Source organism: Brucella ciceri (assembly GCF_041930145.1).
Lineage (GTDB): Bacteria > Pseudomonadota > Alphaproteobacteria > Rhizobiales > Rhizobiaceae > Brucella > Brucella intermedia.
Map to the genome: position 1 here is coordinate 109848 of NZ_JBHEEV010000005.1, position 18123 is coordinate 127970.

Consider the following 18123-nt stretch of genomic DNA (forward strand, 5'->3'; position numbering starts at 1 on the left):
GTACCAGCTTTCCGGCGGGCCAGGGCGCGCAGGAATCCGCCCGATGCACAGGGTGGATCGGGGGAATTGGATGTCAGCGCGAAAGGCGCGGCGAGTAAGTGGAAGTAGGCTAGAGGCCGTAAAGGCTGCGCGGGAAGGCGCACAGACCTTTTGCTTCGAGTAGATGGAGGGGAGCCCGTAAGGTCACACGAACGACCCCCGGATTGCGGCCGATCTCGATTGCTCCGGCCACTGTCGCGCGATTCATGACTTCCGGCACGCTCATCTCGAGGACCTCGGCAGCACGCTGCAAACCGTTCTCCGTCGCGAGATTGAGGTTGGCTCCGGTTCCGATAAAGGTGACCGGCGCATCCTCTTCCACCGTCGTGACCCCGTGTCTGGCGGCCAGAGCCTTGACCGCATGTTTTTCACTCGAAGTGAGCGGACGTGCAAGATAGGGCAGATCCTCGGCGACCGGGAAAAGAATCGGGCCGTCAAGCCTCAGTCCCTTGATAACGTGAACTTCCAGAGTGGCCGTGCCTGCCACGTCTGCGGTATGACCGGCGATTTCCCCGTCACCCTGGAATGCGTGCATATCTCCCAGATAGATGCCGCCGCCGGGAACTTTGACTGGGCAGATGAGGACGGCGCCTTCGCGAACCGTGTTGACGTCGAGATGGCCGTCGGTCTTGTTTGCGATCAGCTCTTCCTCGGTCAATGAATAAGCGTGGGGAGCGTTGAGCAGAAACGACCCGAAATCGCCTGCATTGTGCGAGTCGGGCATAGCCTTGCCGGGCGTCGTTCCGAGTTGGCCAAGAAAAGGCCGCAGTCGCGTCGCGACGGCAACGAGATCGGCTGGCGCGAAGGTCAGGATGGGATTCTGGATCGAGGCATCCGGCAGGGCCATGAGCCGGGCAGCGTCAGCAGCCATTTTCTCTGCTTCAGCGCGACCAAGGGTGAGACCCACGCTGCGCTCATCGTCGAACGCAATCGTGTAGCCATGGGTGGAAGTGAATGGCGCAGCGTCGGCTCCACATGTCTCGCAGCGGACAGCGGTTTGACCAATGCCTTCGATACGTGTCGCTGGCCATTGTGTTCCACAGCCAGGGCACACGGCAGCACAGAAGGGATCGCCGTTGAAACGACCCTCCATGACCTTGTCGTTCCCGGATGCCGTGGCGGCGGATGTGACGACGAGGGACCGGATTCTGATTGCTATCGCGTCTCCGACCTCAGCCCCCTCCACGGCGACAGGTCTGGTGACTTCATGACCACCGCGGATTTCAGGCGTGATCATTGGCCCCCAGCAACCCGGCGATGTGTTGGCGATGATCACGCCTCCGTCCGCGACCGGGCCGAGCATGGGCGCTGCAGGATCGAGCAAGCCATTTGTCAGTTCGTTGACAAAGACGGTGCGTTGAGCTGTTCGCGCGTTTGCTGTTGAATTGTTTGTCAAGCTGGTTCTCCTCCGTGAATTCCTGCATTTGCCGTTTTGGCAGGAGCGATGCTGGGTTTATTGTCGTCCAAGGTATCCTGAATATGTCCGCATACGGGCAGTTTTGTAGAGTATTGTACAATGGCGCCTGCGCGGCGCGCACGCCGTTGCCGTCTGCCCGGTGCAGGTTCTTCCTGCACAGTGTCCTCCAGCGTCTACGATGACATTCTTCTTCCGGTGTTTGACCACACCGCTCGCTTCAGCCAAAGGTAAAGGCATAGGCTTCAACACCGGCATCGAGGAAACGGATTTCGAACTCGCGGGGCTCCACCTGACCGGGTTGCCGGACGAGCTGATAAAGCCTGGTCGACGTCACAACACCGTTGCCGTCTGCGTTCGTATCGGCGCCGTGATCGACTCCAGGCGCCTGGCCGTCGATTGTCACCTGAAAACGAACTGCTTTTTCGGAAGCATCCGGACCGAGGACCAGATGCAGGTCACGGGCGCTGAAACGGTAGACGATGCTGCCGCCCTTCTGGTCCAGCTTCGCTTGCTCCGCACCGACGGTCCAGCTCCCGGACAGGCCCCATTCGTTGAGGCCCGGTCTGGAGATCGAATAGGCGACTCCAGTATCGGCACGCAGGTTTTCCCGCGACGCAAAATTGGTGGCGCGCTCGTAACCAAGATAGGTTTCGCCAGAGCGGATGTTCTTCAGGTCGGGGCTGGCTTCCGCGCCTTTGACGGTCGGTTTTACTGCAGTTGTCGCCGCCCTGTCGCTGCCAGCTTCGCGCAACAGCTCCTGAATCGCCTGCTCGGTTCCGCTATAATTGCCTTCTCCGAAATGATGATGGCGAATCTGGCCTTTGGCATCAATCAGATAGTGAGCGGGCCAATAGCTGTTTTCGAAGGCACGCCAGATCCTGTAATTGTTGTCGATTGCAACCGGATAGCCGATCTTGAAGTCAGCGACAGCCTTTTTGACATTATCGATCTTCTTTTCGAACGCAAATTCCGGAGCGTGCACACCGATTACGACCAGTCCCTGATCCTTGTATTTTTCCGCCCAGGCGCGAACGTAGGGCAGAGTGCGGATGCAATTGATGCAGGAATAGGTCCAGAAATCCACCAGTACGACCTTGCCGCGCAGTTGTTCATTCGTGAGCGGGGGTGAATTTAGCCACTCGACAGCACCATCCAGAGAGGGAGCACGACCTTCGACCGGCAGGTCGCTGCGGAACGGTCCTGCGGTATCTGCGGCAGTTGTCGCCATACCATTGCTGGTGAAACCCGATGTCCTACCGGCGTTTGATTTCGAAATCAGGCGGTCGAGCACGACCTGTTCGAAGGCGCTGGTTTTAGCATAGGAGACCCGCGCCAGAAGGCCGGTATCGAGCCCCAGCGCGATGACGGTGACGCCGGCCAGCACCGCAAGGCCGAGCATCTGGCGGATCTTCTCACTGACGCCGAGCGAACGCTTCATTCCCGCAAAGACCTTTCCGCCAACGAGCAAGGCAACAGCAAGCGAGGTCGCCGCTCCTGCTGCATAGGCAGCAAGCAGGAAAGTGGTCTGAAGGTTGGCGCCCTGTAACGCAGCACCCGTCAGCACAAGGCCGAGTATCGGGCCAGCGCATGGCGCCCAAAGCAGGCCGGTCGCAATCCCGAGTATCAGCGAGCTTGCAAGGGTCGGTGCGGAACCGGACTTGCCGGAAGCATTCAGAATCCGGTTGCCAAAATCGACGATCGGCCGGGTGATCGCGCTCGCAACACGCGGCGAAAGCAGGCTTATGCCAAAGACGGCAAGGAGCAGCAGTGCGGCGGCGCGACCATAATCATTGGCGTGGATCGCCCAGCTGCCCCCTACTGCGGCAAGTGTCGCCACAAGCGCAAACGTGACGGCCATGCCTCCCAGCATCGGCAAGGTGCTGCGAATGAAGGGGTGCCCGGCTCGGGCAAAGACGAAGGGAAGGATGGGGAGGATGCAGGGGCTGAGGATAGTCAGCGCTCCTCCGAGATAGGCAATAACAAGAAGCGTCATAATCGTCACCTCGAAAACCGAAATTTGGGGATCTGGACGTCGATGAGGCACGGCCAGTAACGGCGCCAAACTGATCAAGGCGACGTATCCCCTGTATTTCCGGGAACATGGCAAAGTGTATCGAAGTGTAGAAAACGCCCGGCACGAGACTGCATGCAGGGGCCCTGCGGACGGGAAATCGAATTGTATCAAAATGTATCCAGACCACAGGATGCTACATTTGCATTCAATAGCCCGTCGCCAGGACACAACGGGGATACAAGCGGGCGGCAATTTTCGATCGCAATCAACAAGGATCGGAACCACGCCATGTCCAACGAAATCAATCATCAGCGCCGCCGTTTCTTCGGCATCGCCGCCATGACAGTCGCTGCTGTCGAATTCGGCATCACCTCGCTGGCCAGCGCGCGACCGGCCGGGGCCTCGCCGCAACCGGTCGCTGGGGCCGGCAGGCATATGTCCTTCAAAACGCTGAAGCAGGTCAAGGCGGGCGTCCTGAATATCGGCTACGCGGAAGCGGGGCCTAAGGACGGTCCGGCTGTTCTGCTAGTCCACGGCTGGCCTTACGACATTTACAGTTATGTGGATGTCGCGCCCTTATTGGCGTCTGCCGGTTATCGCGTAATCGTGCCTTACCTTCGCGGCTACGGAACCACGCATTTCCTGTCGAGCGAAACCCCACGCAACGGCCAGCAATCATCACTCGCCGTAGACATGATAGCACTGATGGATGCACTCGAGATCGACAAGGCGATTGTCGCTGGCTACGACTGGGGCGCGCGCACCGTCAACATCATGGCCGCGCTCTGGCCGGAACGGTGCCAGGCAATGGTGTCGGTGAGCGGCTATCTGATCGGCAGCCAGGAAGCAAACATGAAACCGCTGCCGCCGAAGGCAGAACTTTCCTGGTGGTACCAGTTTTACTTCGCGACCGAGCGTGGCCGTCTTGGTTATCAGGCGAATACGCGCGAGTTCGCCCGTTTGATCTGGCAAACCGCCTCTCCAACCTGGAAATTTGATGATGCGACATTCGAGCGATCGGCAGCCGCCTTCGACAATCCGGATCATGTGGCGATCACCATCCATAATTATCGCTGGCGGTTGGGCCTTGCCGATGGCGAGAAGAAATTTGACCCTTACGAACAAAAGCTCGCCAACGCGCCTCTCATCTCCGTGCCGACGATCACGATGGAGGGGGATGCCAACGGCGCGCCGCATCCTGATCCGGCAGCTTATGCCAGGAAGTTCACTGGAAAATATGAACATCGCACCATTGGCGGCGGAATAGGTCACAACCTGCCCCAGGAGGCGCCACAAGCATTTGCTCAGGCGATTTTGGACGTTGCCAAATTCTGAAGCATTTTGGTTGCCGGAAAACGCATGACCGCTTTTCGGCAGCCGGTTCCAAGCTTAAACAGAGTAAACCGCGCCGCGATAACACGCGAGGATTCGAGGGATGTCCATGGAGCATGTCGATCACATTCTGATCGTTGACGATGATCGTGAAATTCGAGAACTGGTGTCGTCTTATCTGAAGAAGAACGGGCTGCGGACGTCGGTTGCCGCCGATGGCCGCCAAATGCGTACATTCCTTGAGGCGAATGCTGTCGACCTGATTGTTCTCGACGTAATGATGCCGGGCGATGACGGACTGGTGTTGTGCCGCGAACTGCGCTCCGGCAAACACAGAAGCGTCCCGGTTCTCCTGCTGACAGCGCGCAGCGACGAAATGGATCGGATCATCGGTCTCGAAATGGGTGCAGACGACTATATCGTGAAGCCTTTCGCGGCGCGTGAACTTCTCGCACGCATCAAGGCTGTGCTGCGGCGCACCCGCATGCTGCCGCCAAACCTACAGATCAGCGAGGCGGGACAAGTGCTGAGGTTCGGAAGCTGGCGGCTGGACACCGTCGGCCGTCATCTTATCGACGAGCAAGGCACGGAAATTGCGCTCAGCGGCGCGGAATATCGTCTGTTACGTGTCTTCATCGATCATCCCCAGCGCGTGCTCAACCGCGATCAGCTGCTGAACCTTACTCAGGGGCGCGATGCGGAACTGTTCGACCGATCAATTGATCTTCTGGTCAGCCGGCTGCGCCAGCGGCTGGGCGACCATGCACGTGACGCCACCTATATCAAAACAGTACGCAGTGAAGGCTACGTGTTTTCAGTCCCGATAGAGATATCGGAGCCACGGCCATGACGTTCGGCAGCATTGCCCGCATAGTGCCGTGGCCAAGCACGCTGCGCGCCCGTATCTTCGTCATTCTTCTCCTCGGGCTCGCGGTCGCCTACGGCCTTTCGTTCAGCCTCCTTTATGCGGAACGCTATATGTCTGCGAAGGCAGTGATGCTCGGCACGCTCGAGAGCGATGTCGCCACTTCCATCGCCGTCCTCGATCGCCTTCCGGCAAACGAAAGGGCAAATTTTACCGACTGGCTGAGCCGGGGCAATTACAGATTTGTGTTGGGCGAAGGATTGAAAGGCGTCCCCGATAATTCGCCCACAGGAGCTGAAATCGCTGCACGTGTCGAGGAAGCGGCCGGGCATCGGGTTCCGTTACGGGTTGAATCTATCCCTGGTGATGTGAGGCGGCTTCAGATCCATCTGACACTCAGCGACGGAGACCCGCTCACCATAGACGTGACCCCCCGCCCGATCATGCCCTTAGCAAAATGGCTGCCCTACGTCTTCGCCTTGCAAATGCTCCTACTCCTTCTGTGTGCCTTTTACGCGGTCCGACAAACGACCCGGCCACTGGCCTACCTCGCCGCTGCCGCCGATACGCTTGATCCAAACAAGGCGGGGCCAGCGATTAGCGAAGCCGGCCCACGCGAGGTTGCCCATGCAGCGCGGGCCTTCAATGCTATGCGCGAGCGTATTGTCCACTATCTGGAGGAGCGGGTGCAAATCCTGGCGGCAATTTCTCACGACCTTCAAACGCCTATCACGCGGATGCGGCTGCGCGCCGATATGACGGATGATTCACCAGAGAAGGACAAGCTGGCCAATGACCTTGCTGAGATCGAAAGGCTGGTCCAGGATGGCATTGCCTATGCCCGCAGCTCGCATAGCAATGGTGAGAAGACTTCCCGTATCGACCTATCCTCTTTTATCGATAGCATTGCCTACGATTATCAGGACACCGGAAAGCCGGTTACCGTTCTGGGTATCGTTCGGGGAACAGCATCGACAAAACCGCATGCGCTGCGCCGCATCCTGACCAATCTGATCGACAACGCACTGAAATATGGAGGAGAGGCTGAATTGAGCGTCGAATGGAGAGATGGCGGGATTGTCATTTCGGTTCTCGACCACGGTCCGGGAATACCAGACGACAAGCTGGAAGCTGCCATGCAACCCTTCTTCCGGCTGGAGCAATCTCGCAACCGGGAAACCGGGGGCACGGGTCTTGGGCTCGCGATCGCTCAGCAACTTGTCGCCACGATCGGCGGTTCGATTGCGCTGCGCAACCGACCGGAGGGAGGACTGGTGGCGGAAGTAGTCCTGCCCTCCCGGACGTAAAACTGTGTATGAAAACATGTCGCCCGAGCGCGCGATTACATTGCGATACATTTCGGGCAAATTCTGAAACATTCCGGAGACGTCGATCCTTCAAACATCTCTCCATCAACAACGTCGCAGCAGCGACAAACCAAAGGAGTGTTCGATGGCACAGATTGACAAGGTTCTCTACACCGGCAAGACCCGCACCACAGGTGGACGTGACGGTTTCGCACGCAGCGACGACGCCCAGCTCGACGTGAAGCTCTCGCCTCCCGGTACGCCACAGCCAGGCACCAATCCGGAGCAACTCTTTGCAGCTGCCTGGTCGGCTTGCTTCATCGGGGCGATGGGTCTGGCTGCCGGTAAGCGGAAACTGAAGCTGCCCGCTGAAACGACCGTTGATGCGGAAGTCGATCTCGGAACCACGGACGGGGCGTATTTCCTACAGGCCCGCCTGACCATCAGCCTGCCGGGTCTGGATCGGGAACTGGCTCGCGAACTCGTCACCGACGCCCACCAGAATTGCCCTTACTCCAAGGCAACTCGCGGCAATATCAATGTTGAACTGAAGGTCGCCTGAACAGTGCACTCACCACAGGAGCATCCAATGCGTATCCTCATTGTCGGCTTTCTGACGATTGCAACCTTCGCAGCGCCGTGTGTCTACGACGTGTTCTCGTCCGAGCCTTCGTCGCTCACCACTCTCCTGGCGGTCGCGGGGCTGGTCAGCTGAGCCCTGAATAGCGTCCGGTCTGCCCATTCTGGTGAGCGGACCGGATAGATTTGCTGTGGCGATATCGTTCGCTAAGGCAATCGACTTGGCTTTCCTTAGGTATGCTAGCACCAACGACAGTGAGAACATAACCACCACGGATAACCATTTAGAGCCTGAATCAAAAAAACGATATGTATTTGCGAGAATGACCATTTTCGAGTACCGAAGCGAAGTGTACTTTGGGTACCCCAGCACCGGAGCGCAACAAATTGCCATCGGCCATACTGGCCGCTTTGTGATCTATACTCTGATGCTGAGCTGGTGACGTTTCGTAACTTATTGGTCCGTCGGCGCCTTTCAAGCTGCAAGTTACCCGCATGAGAACATGCCGGCAAACACCGTCGTGCCCGCGCCATCCTTGGTCAGGCCCTAAGGCCGCTTATCTCGGTCGGCAGCGGTTGTTCTGTACAGACGCGTCCGCTCCCTAGAGCATTTATGTTTTTTTCTGAATCGAGAGCGGTTCCCAAATCAGTTTTGTTCTGATTCATTGATGCTGGCTGGATGGAGGCCAGCATCCGATGACCGCACCGATATCGAATGACCTTCGCGAACGTGTTGTTGCCGCCGTCCTGGACGGCGAAAGCGTTCGTTGCGTGGCGGCGCGGTTTGAAATTGCCCCGTCTTCAGTCGTGAAATGGTCGCAGCGCCATCGTGCGACCGGATCGGTTCATCCCGGCAAGATGGGCGGCCATCGCAAGCGGATACTCGAACCGCATCGTGATATCATTGTGCAACGGCTCGCCGAGAACCCGCACCTGACGTTGCATGGCCTGAAGGCGGAGCTGTCCGAGCGCGGTATTTCCGTCTCGCACAATACGATCTGGGAATTCATTCGCAGCGAAGGGCTGCGCTTCAAAAAAAACGCTGTTCGCCCTTGAGCAGGCGCGTGCCGACGTTGCTCACAGAAGACAGCGATGGAAGGCCCTGCAAAATCATCTCGATCCCGAAACGGCTGGTCTTCATTGACGAGACCTGGATCAAGACCAACATGTCGCCGATCAGGGGCTGGGGTCCAAAAGGCAAGCGACTGCGGGCATTCGCGCCGCATGGCCACTGGCGCACGCTGACATTCCTGGGTGCCTTGAGAAACGATCGGCTTACAGCACCTGTGTCTTCGACGGACCGATGAACGGCCAGTGCTTCTGCGCCTATGTCGAGCAACAGTTGGTGCCGGTGCTCAAGCCAGGCGACATTGTCGTCATGGATAATCTCGGCAGCCACAAATCGGCAGCCATCCGACAATTGATCAAAGCAGCCGGTGCGAGGCTCTGGTTCCTGCCACCCTATTCGCCGGACCTTAATCCGATCGAACAGGCCTTCTCCAAGATTAAACACTGGATGAGAAATGCACAAAAGCGCACCATCGACGACACATGGCGTCATATCGGCAGGCTGGTCGAAACCATTCAGCCCGCCGAATGCCAAAACTATCTCGAAAGTGCCGGGTATGATTCCGTCAAAAGATGAAACGCTCTAGGCTGTAGTGACGATTTAAGGATTTGGGATTCCCAACTGGGAGCAAATCAGATTCAAGGCTGACTTTTGGAGGTTGGTCATGGATATTGATAGGCTGAGTGCCGAACAATGGTCTCGAATCGAGCCGTTCGTTCCAGGAGGACGCAAAGGGCGGCGGGGTCCGCGTTCCAACAACCGCCGATTTATCGAAGCGCTGATCTGGATGGCCCGCTCCGGCGGGCGCTGGCGCGATCTGCCTGAGCATTATGGCGATCACCAGACCGTCAAGCGACGCTATTACCGCTGGATCGAGATGGGTGTTCTGGAAAGCTTGTTCGAGGCGCTGGCGCGAGAAGCGGACCTTGATTGGGTCTCTATCGATTCCACGTCCATCCGTGCCCAACCTCAAGCCGCTGGCGCGAGGCGAAAAAGGGGGGAGCGGACGCCCAAGGCCTTGGCCGCTCACGCGGCGGGTTAGGCACCAAGATCCATGCTGCCGTCGATGCTTTAGGCTTGCCGGTGCGCTTTGTGCTTGCGCCAGGACACCGCGGTGACGTGATCTATGGCAAAGAATTGCTCGCTGGTCTCAACCCCGGCTATGTCATCGCCGACAGGGCCTATGATGCCGAGCATTTCCACGACACCATTCTGGATGCCGGCGCTATTCCAGTCATCCCGCCACGGCCCGAGCGGCGGCGACCACACCCATGCAACTGGCGCATTTATAAAGAACGAAACCTCGTCGAACGCTTCTTTGCAAAGCTCAAGCAGTTCCGTCGCGTTGCCACTCGTTACGACAAGCTGCTGGCCAACTTCAGGGGCTTCGTCACATCGCAGCCATAGCCATATGGCTGCGATAGTTAAATCGTCACTACAGCCTAGGGCACAAGCCGCGTGGCGCGACAAATGTCCTTGATCGTCTTCAACGTACGTTCGTATCACCGGGCACCCCGAAGACTATCTCCACACCCTAGCCAATCAGTATTTGCACCAATATACCGCGTCGCGCATTCCACTGCTCCATGTGAATTCGATGAACCGAAAATAGTTGCAGTCGATTTCGAGCTGTACCGGCGGATCGGTGGCCAGATCATATCCACGCCGACGAAATGCAGGCGGGGGTCGGCATGATCTGACTGCTCGTAGCGGCAAAAAATCGTCAGTCACGCAGGCACAAACAATATCTGATGTGAGTTTCTTTACGTCATCCAGATTATGAACGCGTTATCATCGGTAATCCGGCAGATGCCCGGCCGGGTTCTCCGGCTTCAGAGGTCACCTAGGCAAAGACGGAACTTAAATCATCCGAATAGTCATTGACTTCGCGAAGATCGAGTTGGCGTTCCACATGATCGAGGTGATGCGCCATCAGACGAACGGCTCTCGCCACATTCTTCTGCAATATCGCATCAACGATCTCGGCGTGTTCGTCTGGTCCGCAATTGAAATAATCAGCTTTGCGATAGACCGCAGTGATAAGCGATGTGCGGGACACAAGGTCACGCATCATAGTGAACAGGAAATCCGAAGATGCCAGTTCGGCCAGAAGAAGATGAAAGCCACCGGAGAGCTTGATGATGTCGGTCGTGATATTTCCCGCATTGGCGATCCGCTCCTTGTCAACGTGATCGCTGAGGCGCCCGAAATCGGTTTGCGTTGCTGACCGGCACAGCCGCTCCACGACGCAACGTTCGACCGTGCGCCTTACAAAGAAAACATCCCGGGCTTCCCCGACAGTAGGCTTGCAGACGAACGCGCCGCGATTAGGCAGAATATCAACAAGGCCCTCCCGTTTGAGTGAAGCAAGCGCTTGCCGGATACGAGCGCGGCTGACATCGAAAATCTCCGCCATCTTCTCTTCCTTGAGCTGCACGCCGGGACGAAGACGCCGCTCCGCTATGGACAACCAGACTTTCTCGACAATCTGCTGCGTCGACACCCCCCTCCACTCAGCCATGACTTTGCTCCCTCTTCTGTTCACGAAGCTTGATGCAAAGCAGAAAGTCAACCATCACAGCAAGCAAAGAGGACAATATTGTCAACAATTATTGAGGCTCACCCCTTTTGAGCCGAAACCCTGCACCCGCGCTCGTTTTTGACACGGGGATAGTCGTAGCTGTTCGCCTTGGAGGTTGCGAATCTGGCACCCACCAGCGCTTCGGCCATTTTGACGGCAGCCGTCACGCCATCAATAACAGGTATACCGCTCGCCTCCTTGAGGCGTTCGCACAATGACGACATTCCTGCGCAACCCAGCACGATCGCTTCTGCACCGTCCTCTGCCTTGGCGCGCTCAATTTCTTTCAGCAGCAACTGTTCAGCTTTATACGAGTCGTCCTCCAGAGCCAGCACCGGAAGATCGATTGCTCGCACCTTCCGGCAGTGACGGTCGGCGCCGTATTCACTCACTAGATCCTCGATGATAGCCACCGACCGCGGAAGCGTCGTTATCACGGAAAAACGGCGGCTGATGGTCATCGCCACCTGAACGGCAGCCTGACAAATGCCGATGACAGGCCCCTTCGCCACTTCCCGCGCGGCATGCAAACCGGGATCGTCAAAGCAAGCTATAACATAAGCGTCCACCCCCAGAGCTTCACCCTTTCGGATTTCCGCCAGCATTCCGGGTATGGCCATCGCCTCATCCGCATAACCTTCGATACTTACCGGTGTATCCGTCGGATTTGCGGAGGAAATAAGGGTACGATCATGCTTGACCAGCAAGGCGCTTTCGAGCGCTTGCGCTGTCATGGAATCTGTGGAGTTAGGATTGATGAGACGAATATGCATAATGGTATTCTCGTTGCCTAAGCTTTTTAACCTACTGTTTCGGCTTCTTGAAATCGCCGATAGGCGGGGCTTTCAAAACGGACTGGCGATCTGAAGTCACATAGTTGTCCGCGTGAAGCCGGGCTATGGGTTGATAGAACTCCGGGTCCACATAATGGCCCTCGGCATCAAGACAATTGCGACGGACGTGCATCTGCACCACCTCGCCCAGGACCAGAGTGCGTCGCGGATAATCGATCAGGCGTTCGACCCGACATTCAAAGACGCATGGCGCCTCCTGAGGGTAAGCGACATCAATCTTGCGGCACTCAACGGGGGTCAATCCTGCAACGTCAAGTTCGTCGACCTCGCTGTCGAAGCCAAGTCCGCAAATCAACATTTGCCGGGAAAGGGCCATGTCGACCATGCTGATGGCGAACGCGCCGGAACGACGTATGTTGACCATTGTGTCCTTCTGCTCGCCCGTCAGACGGGGTTGAATACCCAGTACAACGATAGCCGGGTCGTGTGAAAACACGTTGAAAAAACTCATCGGCGCAGCGTTGTTATGTCCCGCCTCAGATCGGGTCGTCACCAGCGCAATAGGACGGGGGCCGATGAAATTCGTCAGCAGCCTATAGCGGCTTTGCGGTTCGATGGCTTCGAAATCAAATTCCATTGGTGACCCAAAAGGTGATACTATCATCTACAATCATCTTTCATATTGTCGACAATACTGCAAGCAATTAAATGCCCGAGTTGACTTTTTCACGCGTTTGGCGCTTGTCTGCGTCAACAAGGAGAACCACAGATGAACGCACCAGCCGCAATGCCGGTCGAGCAGATAGTTGAAAGGGTTTGGCTTTCGATCGCTGAACGGCGATTGCGTCCTGGCGTACAGCTCAAAGAAGAACAATTGGCCTCGATCTTTCACGTCAGTCGCGCCCGTGTCCGCCAGGCGCTGACAGTCCTTGAACGCGATGGCCTTGTGACCATCATTCCCAATCGCGGGGCCTTCGTCAGCAAGCCGTCTGTAGAAGAGGCGCGGGACGTTTTCTTTGTTCGGCAAGCCGTCGAGCGTTGCATCGTGGAGCGGCTCTGCACATTGACCCCGAAGGACAGCGTGAAAAGGCTTCGCGAGCACGTGAATCTGGAGCGTGTTGCAAACGCGAAAGACAGCACCACGGACATTATTAAACTTTCGGGCGGCTTCCACCTTTTGCTGGCGGAACTGACCGGCTCCGATTTCCTGTTCACAACGATGCGGGACCTTATTGCGCGCAGTTCGCTCATCACAGCGGTCTATCGAAATACTGCCCGGTTCAATTGCGGGCCTGATGAGCATGCCGAGATCGTTGAAGCGATTTCGGCAAAGGAAGCGCAGAAGGCCGTGCATCTTATGGCGCATCATCTGGAACATGTGGAATCCGAACTGGACTTGAGCGAGATACGGGATCTTTCCCATGATCTGCGAGCAGCCTTGGCTTGAAGCGATGGAAGCCGGATGTCGGCTTCTCAATCCTCTATCTCGACCAGGTGACAGGCGACGCGAGTACGATTTGGCAATAGCTGCATCGCCGGTACTTCCTTGGAACAACGCTCGATTGCGAATGGGCAGCGCGGATGAAAGGTGCAGCCGGAGGGCGGCTTGAGCGGGCTCGGCACTTCGCCACTTGCCGGTTCGCGATTGCGATTGGGCGCTTCGATATTGGGGATCGTTTGCAGCAGAAGCTGCGTGTAGGGATGACGCGGGTAGGCAAAAAGCTCTTCTGTATCCCCTTCTTCGACTATACGTCCCAGATACATCACCGCGATACGATCTGACATATGGCGAACGACGCTCATGTCATGGCTGATGAACAGATAAGTCAGGCCCAGTTCGTCCTGCAGTCGGCGCATCAGGTTCAAAACCTGTGCCTGAACCGATACGTCGAGCGCCGAGGTGGGTTCGTCGCAGACAAGAAACTCCGGCTCGCTCGCCAGGGCGCGGGCAATTGAAATACGCTGGCGCTGTCCACCCGAAAATTCGTGCGGGAACTTCTCCCCATCCGATGGAGAGAGCCCCACAATACGAAGAAGTTCTTCCACACGTTCTGTCACTTCGGCAGCGCTGTTGCGCAACTTCAGCTCGCGCAGCGGTTCTGCAATGATGTTCTTCACTCGCCAGCGTGGATTGAGTGAGGCGTATGGGTCCTGGAAAATCATCTGGGCTGACAAGGGGGTACCGCTTTTGCCCGGCGCAAAGCGCATCTCACCGCTCGTCGCATGGTGCAGACCAGTGACCAGCCGCGCCACCGTGGACTTCCCGCAGCCGCTTTCGCCTACAATACTGAGACAACCGCCCGCCGGCACCGTAAAGCTGATATCATTCACGGCCTGCAGATATTGTTTGGGCTTGCGCTCCACCACACGGTTCAGCCAGGGAGCGGACACATCAAAAGTTTTGACGAGCCGATCGACAGTCAGGGCCGGAGTTCTCTCCAAGGGTTTCGTCATGCGGTGCCTCCTGCATTTAGCCAGCATGCACTAGCGGTCTGATCGGAAAAAATGAGGTCCGGGCGCTCACGCAGACAGCGCGGTCCCGCTGCCTTGCAGCGCGGATTGAAGGCACAGCCATCGGGGATCGCATCGAGGCGCGGCATGGAGCCATCGATCTGGTTGAGCTTCTCGACCCGCGCGCCAAGCGAAGGGATCGAAGCCATCAGTCCTTGCGTGTAGGGATGACGCGGCTGGTGCAAAACCTGCTCCACCGGCCCGATTTCAATCAACCGTCCAGCGTACATCACTGCAATTCGGTCCGCAGCTTCCGCAATCACACCCATATCGTGGGTTACGAGCATGACGGCGGTCTGTTTTTCCTTGCACAGCTTGCGCAGGAGCGAAATGATCTGCGCCTGGATCGACACATCCAATGCGGTTGTGGGCTCATCAGCGATGACCAGTTTCGGCGATGCCGCGAGCGCGAGCGCGATCACCACTCGCTGCCGCATGCCGCCCGAAAACTGGTGAGGATACTGGTTAACCCGTTCTTCGGGTGACGGAATACCCACATCGCGCAACAGTTGCACAGCGCGGGCACGCGCTTCGGCCTTGCCGAGACCGAGATGCCGTCGAATGGTTTCCACGAGCTGCGCGCCTACGGTGAACAGCGGATTGAGCGACGTGAGTGGGTCCTGAAAGATCGCGCCGATTTCACGTCCGCGAATTTTTTCCATGGCGCGATCATCGAGCGTATCGATGCGCCGCTTGCCGAGCCAGACCTCACCGCCAGCGATGTGACCGGGTCGTTCAAGCAGTCCCTGTATGGCGAGACCGGTCATGGACTTTCCCGCACCGGATTCGCCTACCACGCCCAGAATCTCACCTGGACGGATCGACAGGCTGACATCCGACAGCGCGGTTACAGTACCGCGACGGCCCGGAAAATCCACGCGGAGGTTGCGGACGTCAATGACAGGCTCTTGTGTGTCACCCATTTGCTTTTCCCTCTGTCGGCCCTTCTATCGGATAGCTAGGCGGGAATATCTTGGCGACCGGAGGGTTGTTCCAGCTCCGCTGTGGATATTTATCGACAAGGCCATCGTACTGGACTTGCGCCTGATCCCGCGCCTTCTGCATGTCGAACCCGGCCAGTCGGCGGTCGACCATGGAGACCCGCCCATCGACAAAGACGGCCTGTGTGATCTTGCCTGAACCACCGGTAACGATTGTCGTAATCGGATCGATGGATGGTGCCATGAACGTATCGTCGAGACGGAAGACGGCTATATCTGCCCGCGCACCCGGCGAGAGATGACCAAGATCCCCACGACCGAGCGCCCGTGCGCCCCCGATCGTCGCGGCGTCGTACAGATCGGCTGCGCGCAAGCAATCCGGCGCGCCATCGGCAATGCGACCCGTGATGAGGCCGGCCAGCAAATTCATCAACATGTCCGGAGGCGTCGTATCGGTGCCCATGGCGATGTTGATCCCGCGCCTGCGGCAATCGGAGAACGATCTAAGAATTGACCCGCCGCGGCCGGAGACCAGCGGGCAATGGACGATGGAAACACCGTATTCGGCATAGAGACCAAGGTCTTCATCGGTGGCATTGGTGGCATGTGGCGCGATCAGACGATCACTCAGCAGGCCATTCCTGGCGAGCCAGACCGGGGCAGTCGAACCGTGCAGCATACGCACCGTATCGACCTCCATCGCGCCCTGCGCCATATGCAGACGGAATTTGCAGCCAAGGTCGCGTGCTGCAGCGTCGGTACGCTGGATAAGCCCGAGTGTCGAAGTCTCCACACGATCCGGGGCCAGCATGCCGCGCACCAGATCGCCGTAGCGACCATTCTGGCGCTCGATATAGGCAATCGCGTCCCTCAACCCTTGGAAGCCGCGCTCCTCGTCGAAGACAGGTACCATATGGCCCGGTGCTTCCAGCACCATCCCGCCTGAACGGTAGGCAGGACTGAGATAGACACGCAGGCCGAGCTCACCTGCAGCGTCGGCAGCAGCATCGAACTCGGCGACCGTTTCTCCCCATTCGCGGTAAAACAGCGAGGCAATCGGAGCGGCAGTGGTGATACCGTTCAACAATAGCTGGCCGAAAGCGAACCGCTTCTGGAAGGCCAGTTCCTCCTGCGTGTACATTTCGTACGGACCTGCTTCGACATAGGAGCGCGGCCAAACGCGACCCTTCGCCCAGCCAGGATGGTGGTCGATGCCTAGGATGGTCGTGTCGAGATCTGAAAGCGCATCAAGATCGATCAATCCAGGGCTGATCAATGCGTTGCCGAAGTCGATGCGACGGGCCACTTCGCCCTCAAAGTCATGTCCGACGAATAGAATCTCGCCGTTCTCGAAGACGACTTCGCCGTTCTTCAGAAGCCGGTGGCCGCCGTCCTTGTGTCCGACCACCCAGCTGGCGGTTATAAGCGTGCGTCCTTCCGGTCTCCGGCCAAGCGGAAGGGTCTCCAGTGTCTTGTCCATTACGGCATCTCCACCAGGGCCACACCCTGACGGGCCGTCACGCGACCTCCCTTGACGACCAGCGGACGCGGAGCAACATCTACCACCGCATGAGCCAGCGTCTCACCGGTCAGAAGGGTAAGGTCGGCGTTGCAGCCAACATCCAGTCCGTAGTTCTCAAGACGCATGACATCTGCACCGCCCTGAGAGACGATATGCAGGACATGCTCCAGATCGTGATCCGAACGCACACCATTTTTCATGCCGATGATCTTCGCGCGATCAAGCATGTCGGGCTGCCCCCAAGGACCCCAGGTGTCACGGATACCGTCGCAACCGCCGCCAATGCGCACTCCTGCTTCCTTGAGCCGCTTGATTGAGGGCACAGTGGCCGAAGGCGCACCCGTGGTCAGGATGGCAACATCGAGGATAGCGAGCTGTTCGATCAACTGATTCACACGCAGATAGTCGTTCATGCCGAGCGCAAAAGCGTGGCTGATCGCAACCCTGCCTTCCATGCCGTTGGCGCGAATACGCTCGAAAATGAGTTCCATCGTGAAGGCGCCTAGGTCCCCCGTTTCGTGGAGATGGATGTCGATAGGCACCCCATGCCTGGTTGCGAGAGCAAACAAAATATCGAGCTGACCCTTCGGGTCGCGGTCGATGCCGCACGGATCGATCCCGCCGAGGACTTCGCAACCCTGGCGGAGGGCCTCATCTAGCAGTTCTTTCGTGCCGGGCATGACCATCAGCCCCGACTGGGGGAAGGCGACGATTTCGATATCGATAATGCCCTTGAGCTTTTCCCGCGTTTCCCAGACACCTTCGACCAATGACAGGCCATGTGTCGGATCGATGTCGACGTGACTGCGAATATGCGTGCTGCCGTGGGCAACAAGCCCAATGGCGTGGCGCATTGACTGGCGATGCGGATCAAGGCCGATTTCCAGCCGATGCTCGCGTTCAAAATCAATACGCTCGCGCAGAATAGCTGCACGATTGTTGACATGCCAGGGCATGCCCCATGTAGTCTTGTCGAGATGCGTATGTGCATCGATCAGCCCCGGCGCGACGATAGCACTGCCGCCGTCTTCCACAGCCATTCCTGGTTCAGCCTCGAACCGCCCGAAACCGGCAATCTTTCCGTCCCTGATGAGGATATCGCAGGTTTCGCCTGCCATCGGCCGGACGTTGCGGAGCAAAAGATTGTTCATA

The 18123-nt window shown here is 57.7% G+C and carries 15 protein-coding genes and 2 pseudogenes; 8 read left to right on the forward strand and 9 right to left on the reverse strand.

Annotated elements, in window-relative coordinates; genetic code table 11:
- Positions 1-109: 109 nt before the first annotated feature.
- Both JNC63_RS11535 and JNC63_RS11540 read right to left on the reverse strand, forming a co-directional pair.
- Positions 110-1435 (reverse strand): acetamidase/formamidase family protein, encoded by a 1326-nt coding sequence (locus JNC63_RS11535; protein WP_006469681.1) that lies wholly within the window; start codon positions 1433-1435, stop codon positions 110-112.
- A gap of 238 nt (positions 1436-1673) precedes the next feature.
- Positions 1674-3449: a cytochrome c biogenesis protein DipZ gene (locus JNC63_RS11540; protein WP_006470725.1), complete on the reverse strand. Its 1776-nt coding sequence runs from the start codon at positions 3447-3449 to the stop codon at positions 1674-1676.
- A gap of 309 nt (positions 3450-3758) precedes the next feature.
- On the opposite strand from JNC63_RS11540, the gene JNC63_RS11545 reads away from it, so the two are divergent.
- The 7 genes and pseudogenes from JNC63_RS11545 (at position 3759) to JNC63_RS11575 (ending at position 10046) form a co-directional block, all read left to right on the forward strand.
- Positions 3759-4805: an alpha/beta fold hydrolase gene (locus tag JNC63_RS11545; RefSeq protein ID WP_006470726.1), complete on the forward strand. Its 1047-nt coding sequence runs from the start codon at positions 3759-3761 to the stop codon at positions 4803-4805.
- A gap of 106 nt (positions 4806-4911) precedes the next feature.
- Entirely contained in the window at positions 4912-5652 is a 741-nt protein-coding gene (locus tag JNC63_RS11550) for a response regulator (protein WP_006470727.1), read from the forward strand.
- Positions 5649-6974: an ATP-binding protein gene (locus JNC63_RS11555; protein ID WP_063621190.1), complete on the forward strand. Its 1326-nt coding sequence runs from the start codon at positions 5649-5651 to the stop codon at positions 6972-6974. Before JNC63_RS11550 ends, JNC63_RS11555 begins: the two co-directional genes overlap by 4 nt.
- A 145-nt stretch (positions 6975-7119) precedes the next feature.
- Positions 7120-7536, forward strand: coding sequence for an organic hydroperoxide resistance protein (locus tag JNC63_RS11560; protein WP_006469676.1), 417 nt, complete (start codon positions 7120-7122; stop codon positions 7534-7536).
- 27 nt (positions 7537-7563) lie between these two features.
- The gene (locus JNC63_RS11565) at positions 7564-7689 is read left to right on the forward strand and encodes a hypothetical protein (RefSeq protein ID WP_006470728.1); all 126 of its coding nucleotides are present in this window, start codon (positions 7564-7566) and stop codon (positions 7687-7689) included.
- A 560-nt stretch (positions 7690-8249) separates the two neighbouring features.
- A pseudogene (locus JNC63_RS11570) lies at positions 8250-9198 on the forward strand (IS630 family transposase).
- Between the two features lie 88 nt (positions 9199-9286).
- A pseudogene (locus JNC63_RS11575) lies at positions 9287-10046 on the forward strand (IS5 family transposase).
- A gap of 419 nt (positions 10047-10465) precedes the next feature.
- Here JNC63_RS11575 and JNC63_RS11580 read toward each other — a convergent pair.
- The 3 genes from JNC63_RS11580 to JNC63_RS11590 form a co-directional block, all read right to left on the reverse strand.
- Positions 10466-11143, reverse strand: coding sequence for a GntR family transcriptional regulator (locus JNC63_RS11580; protein WP_039853409.1), 678 nt, complete (start codon positions 11141-11143; stop codon positions 10466-10468).
- Between the two features lie 98 nt (positions 11144-11241).
- Positions 11242-11976 carry an aspartate/glutamate racemase family protein gene (locus JNC63_RS11585; protein ID WP_006469668.1) on the reverse strand — a complete coding sequence of 245 codons (735 nt, stop codon included), beginning with the start codon at positions 11974-11976 and terminating at the stop codon, positions 11242-11244.
- Positions 11977-12007: 31 nt separating this feature from the next.
- Positions 12008-12634: a flavin reductase family protein gene (locus JNC63_RS11590; protein ID WP_006470731.1), complete on the reverse strand. Its 627-nt coding sequence runs from the start codon at positions 12632-12634 to the stop codon at positions 12008-12010.
- A 132-nt stretch (positions 12635-12766) separates the two neighbouring features.
- On the opposite strand from JNC63_RS11590, the gene JNC63_RS11595 reads away from it, so the two are divergent.
- A complete protein-coding gene (locus tag JNC63_RS11595; protein ID WP_006469666.1) occupies positions 12767-13444 on the forward strand; it encodes a GntR family transcriptional regulator in 678 nt (225 codons plus the stop codon).
- Between the two features lie 26 nt (positions 13445-13470).
- On the opposite strand, the gene JNC63_RS11600 is transcribed toward JNC63_RS11595, so the two are convergent.
- Genes JNC63_RS11600 through JNC63_RS11615 form a run of 4 tightly spaced genes read right to left on the reverse strand, consistent with a single transcriptional unit; the run spans position 13471 to position 18122 of the window.
- Positions 13471-14451, reverse strand: coding sequence for an ABC transporter ATP-binding protein (locus JNC63_RS11600; RefSeq protein ID WP_006470732.1), 981 nt, complete (start codon positions 14449-14451; stop codon positions 13471-13473).
- Positions 14448-15431 (reverse strand): ABC transporter ATP-binding protein, encoded by a 984-nt coding sequence (locus tag JNC63_RS11605; protein WP_006469664.1) that lies wholly within the window; start codon positions 15429-15431, stop codon positions 14448-14450. The genes JNC63_RS11600 and JNC63_RS11605 overlap by 4 nt, the downstream gene beginning before the upstream one ends.
- The gene (locus tag JNC63_RS11610) at positions 15424-16929 is read right to left on the reverse strand and encodes an amidohydrolase family protein (protein WP_006469663.1); all 1506 of its coding nucleotides are present in this window, start codon (positions 16927-16929) and stop codon (positions 15424-15426) included. Before JNC63_RS11610 ends, JNC63_RS11605 begins: the two co-directional genes overlap by 8 nt.
- Positions 16929-18122, reverse strand: a complete 1194-nt coding sequence (locus tag JNC63_RS11615) for an amidohydrolase family protein (RefSeq protein ID WP_006469662.1) — start codon at positions 18120-18122, stop codon at positions 16929-16931. Before JNC63_RS11615 ends, JNC63_RS11610 begins: the two co-directional genes overlap by 1 nt.
- Between the last annotated feature and the right edge of the window lies 1 nt (position 18123).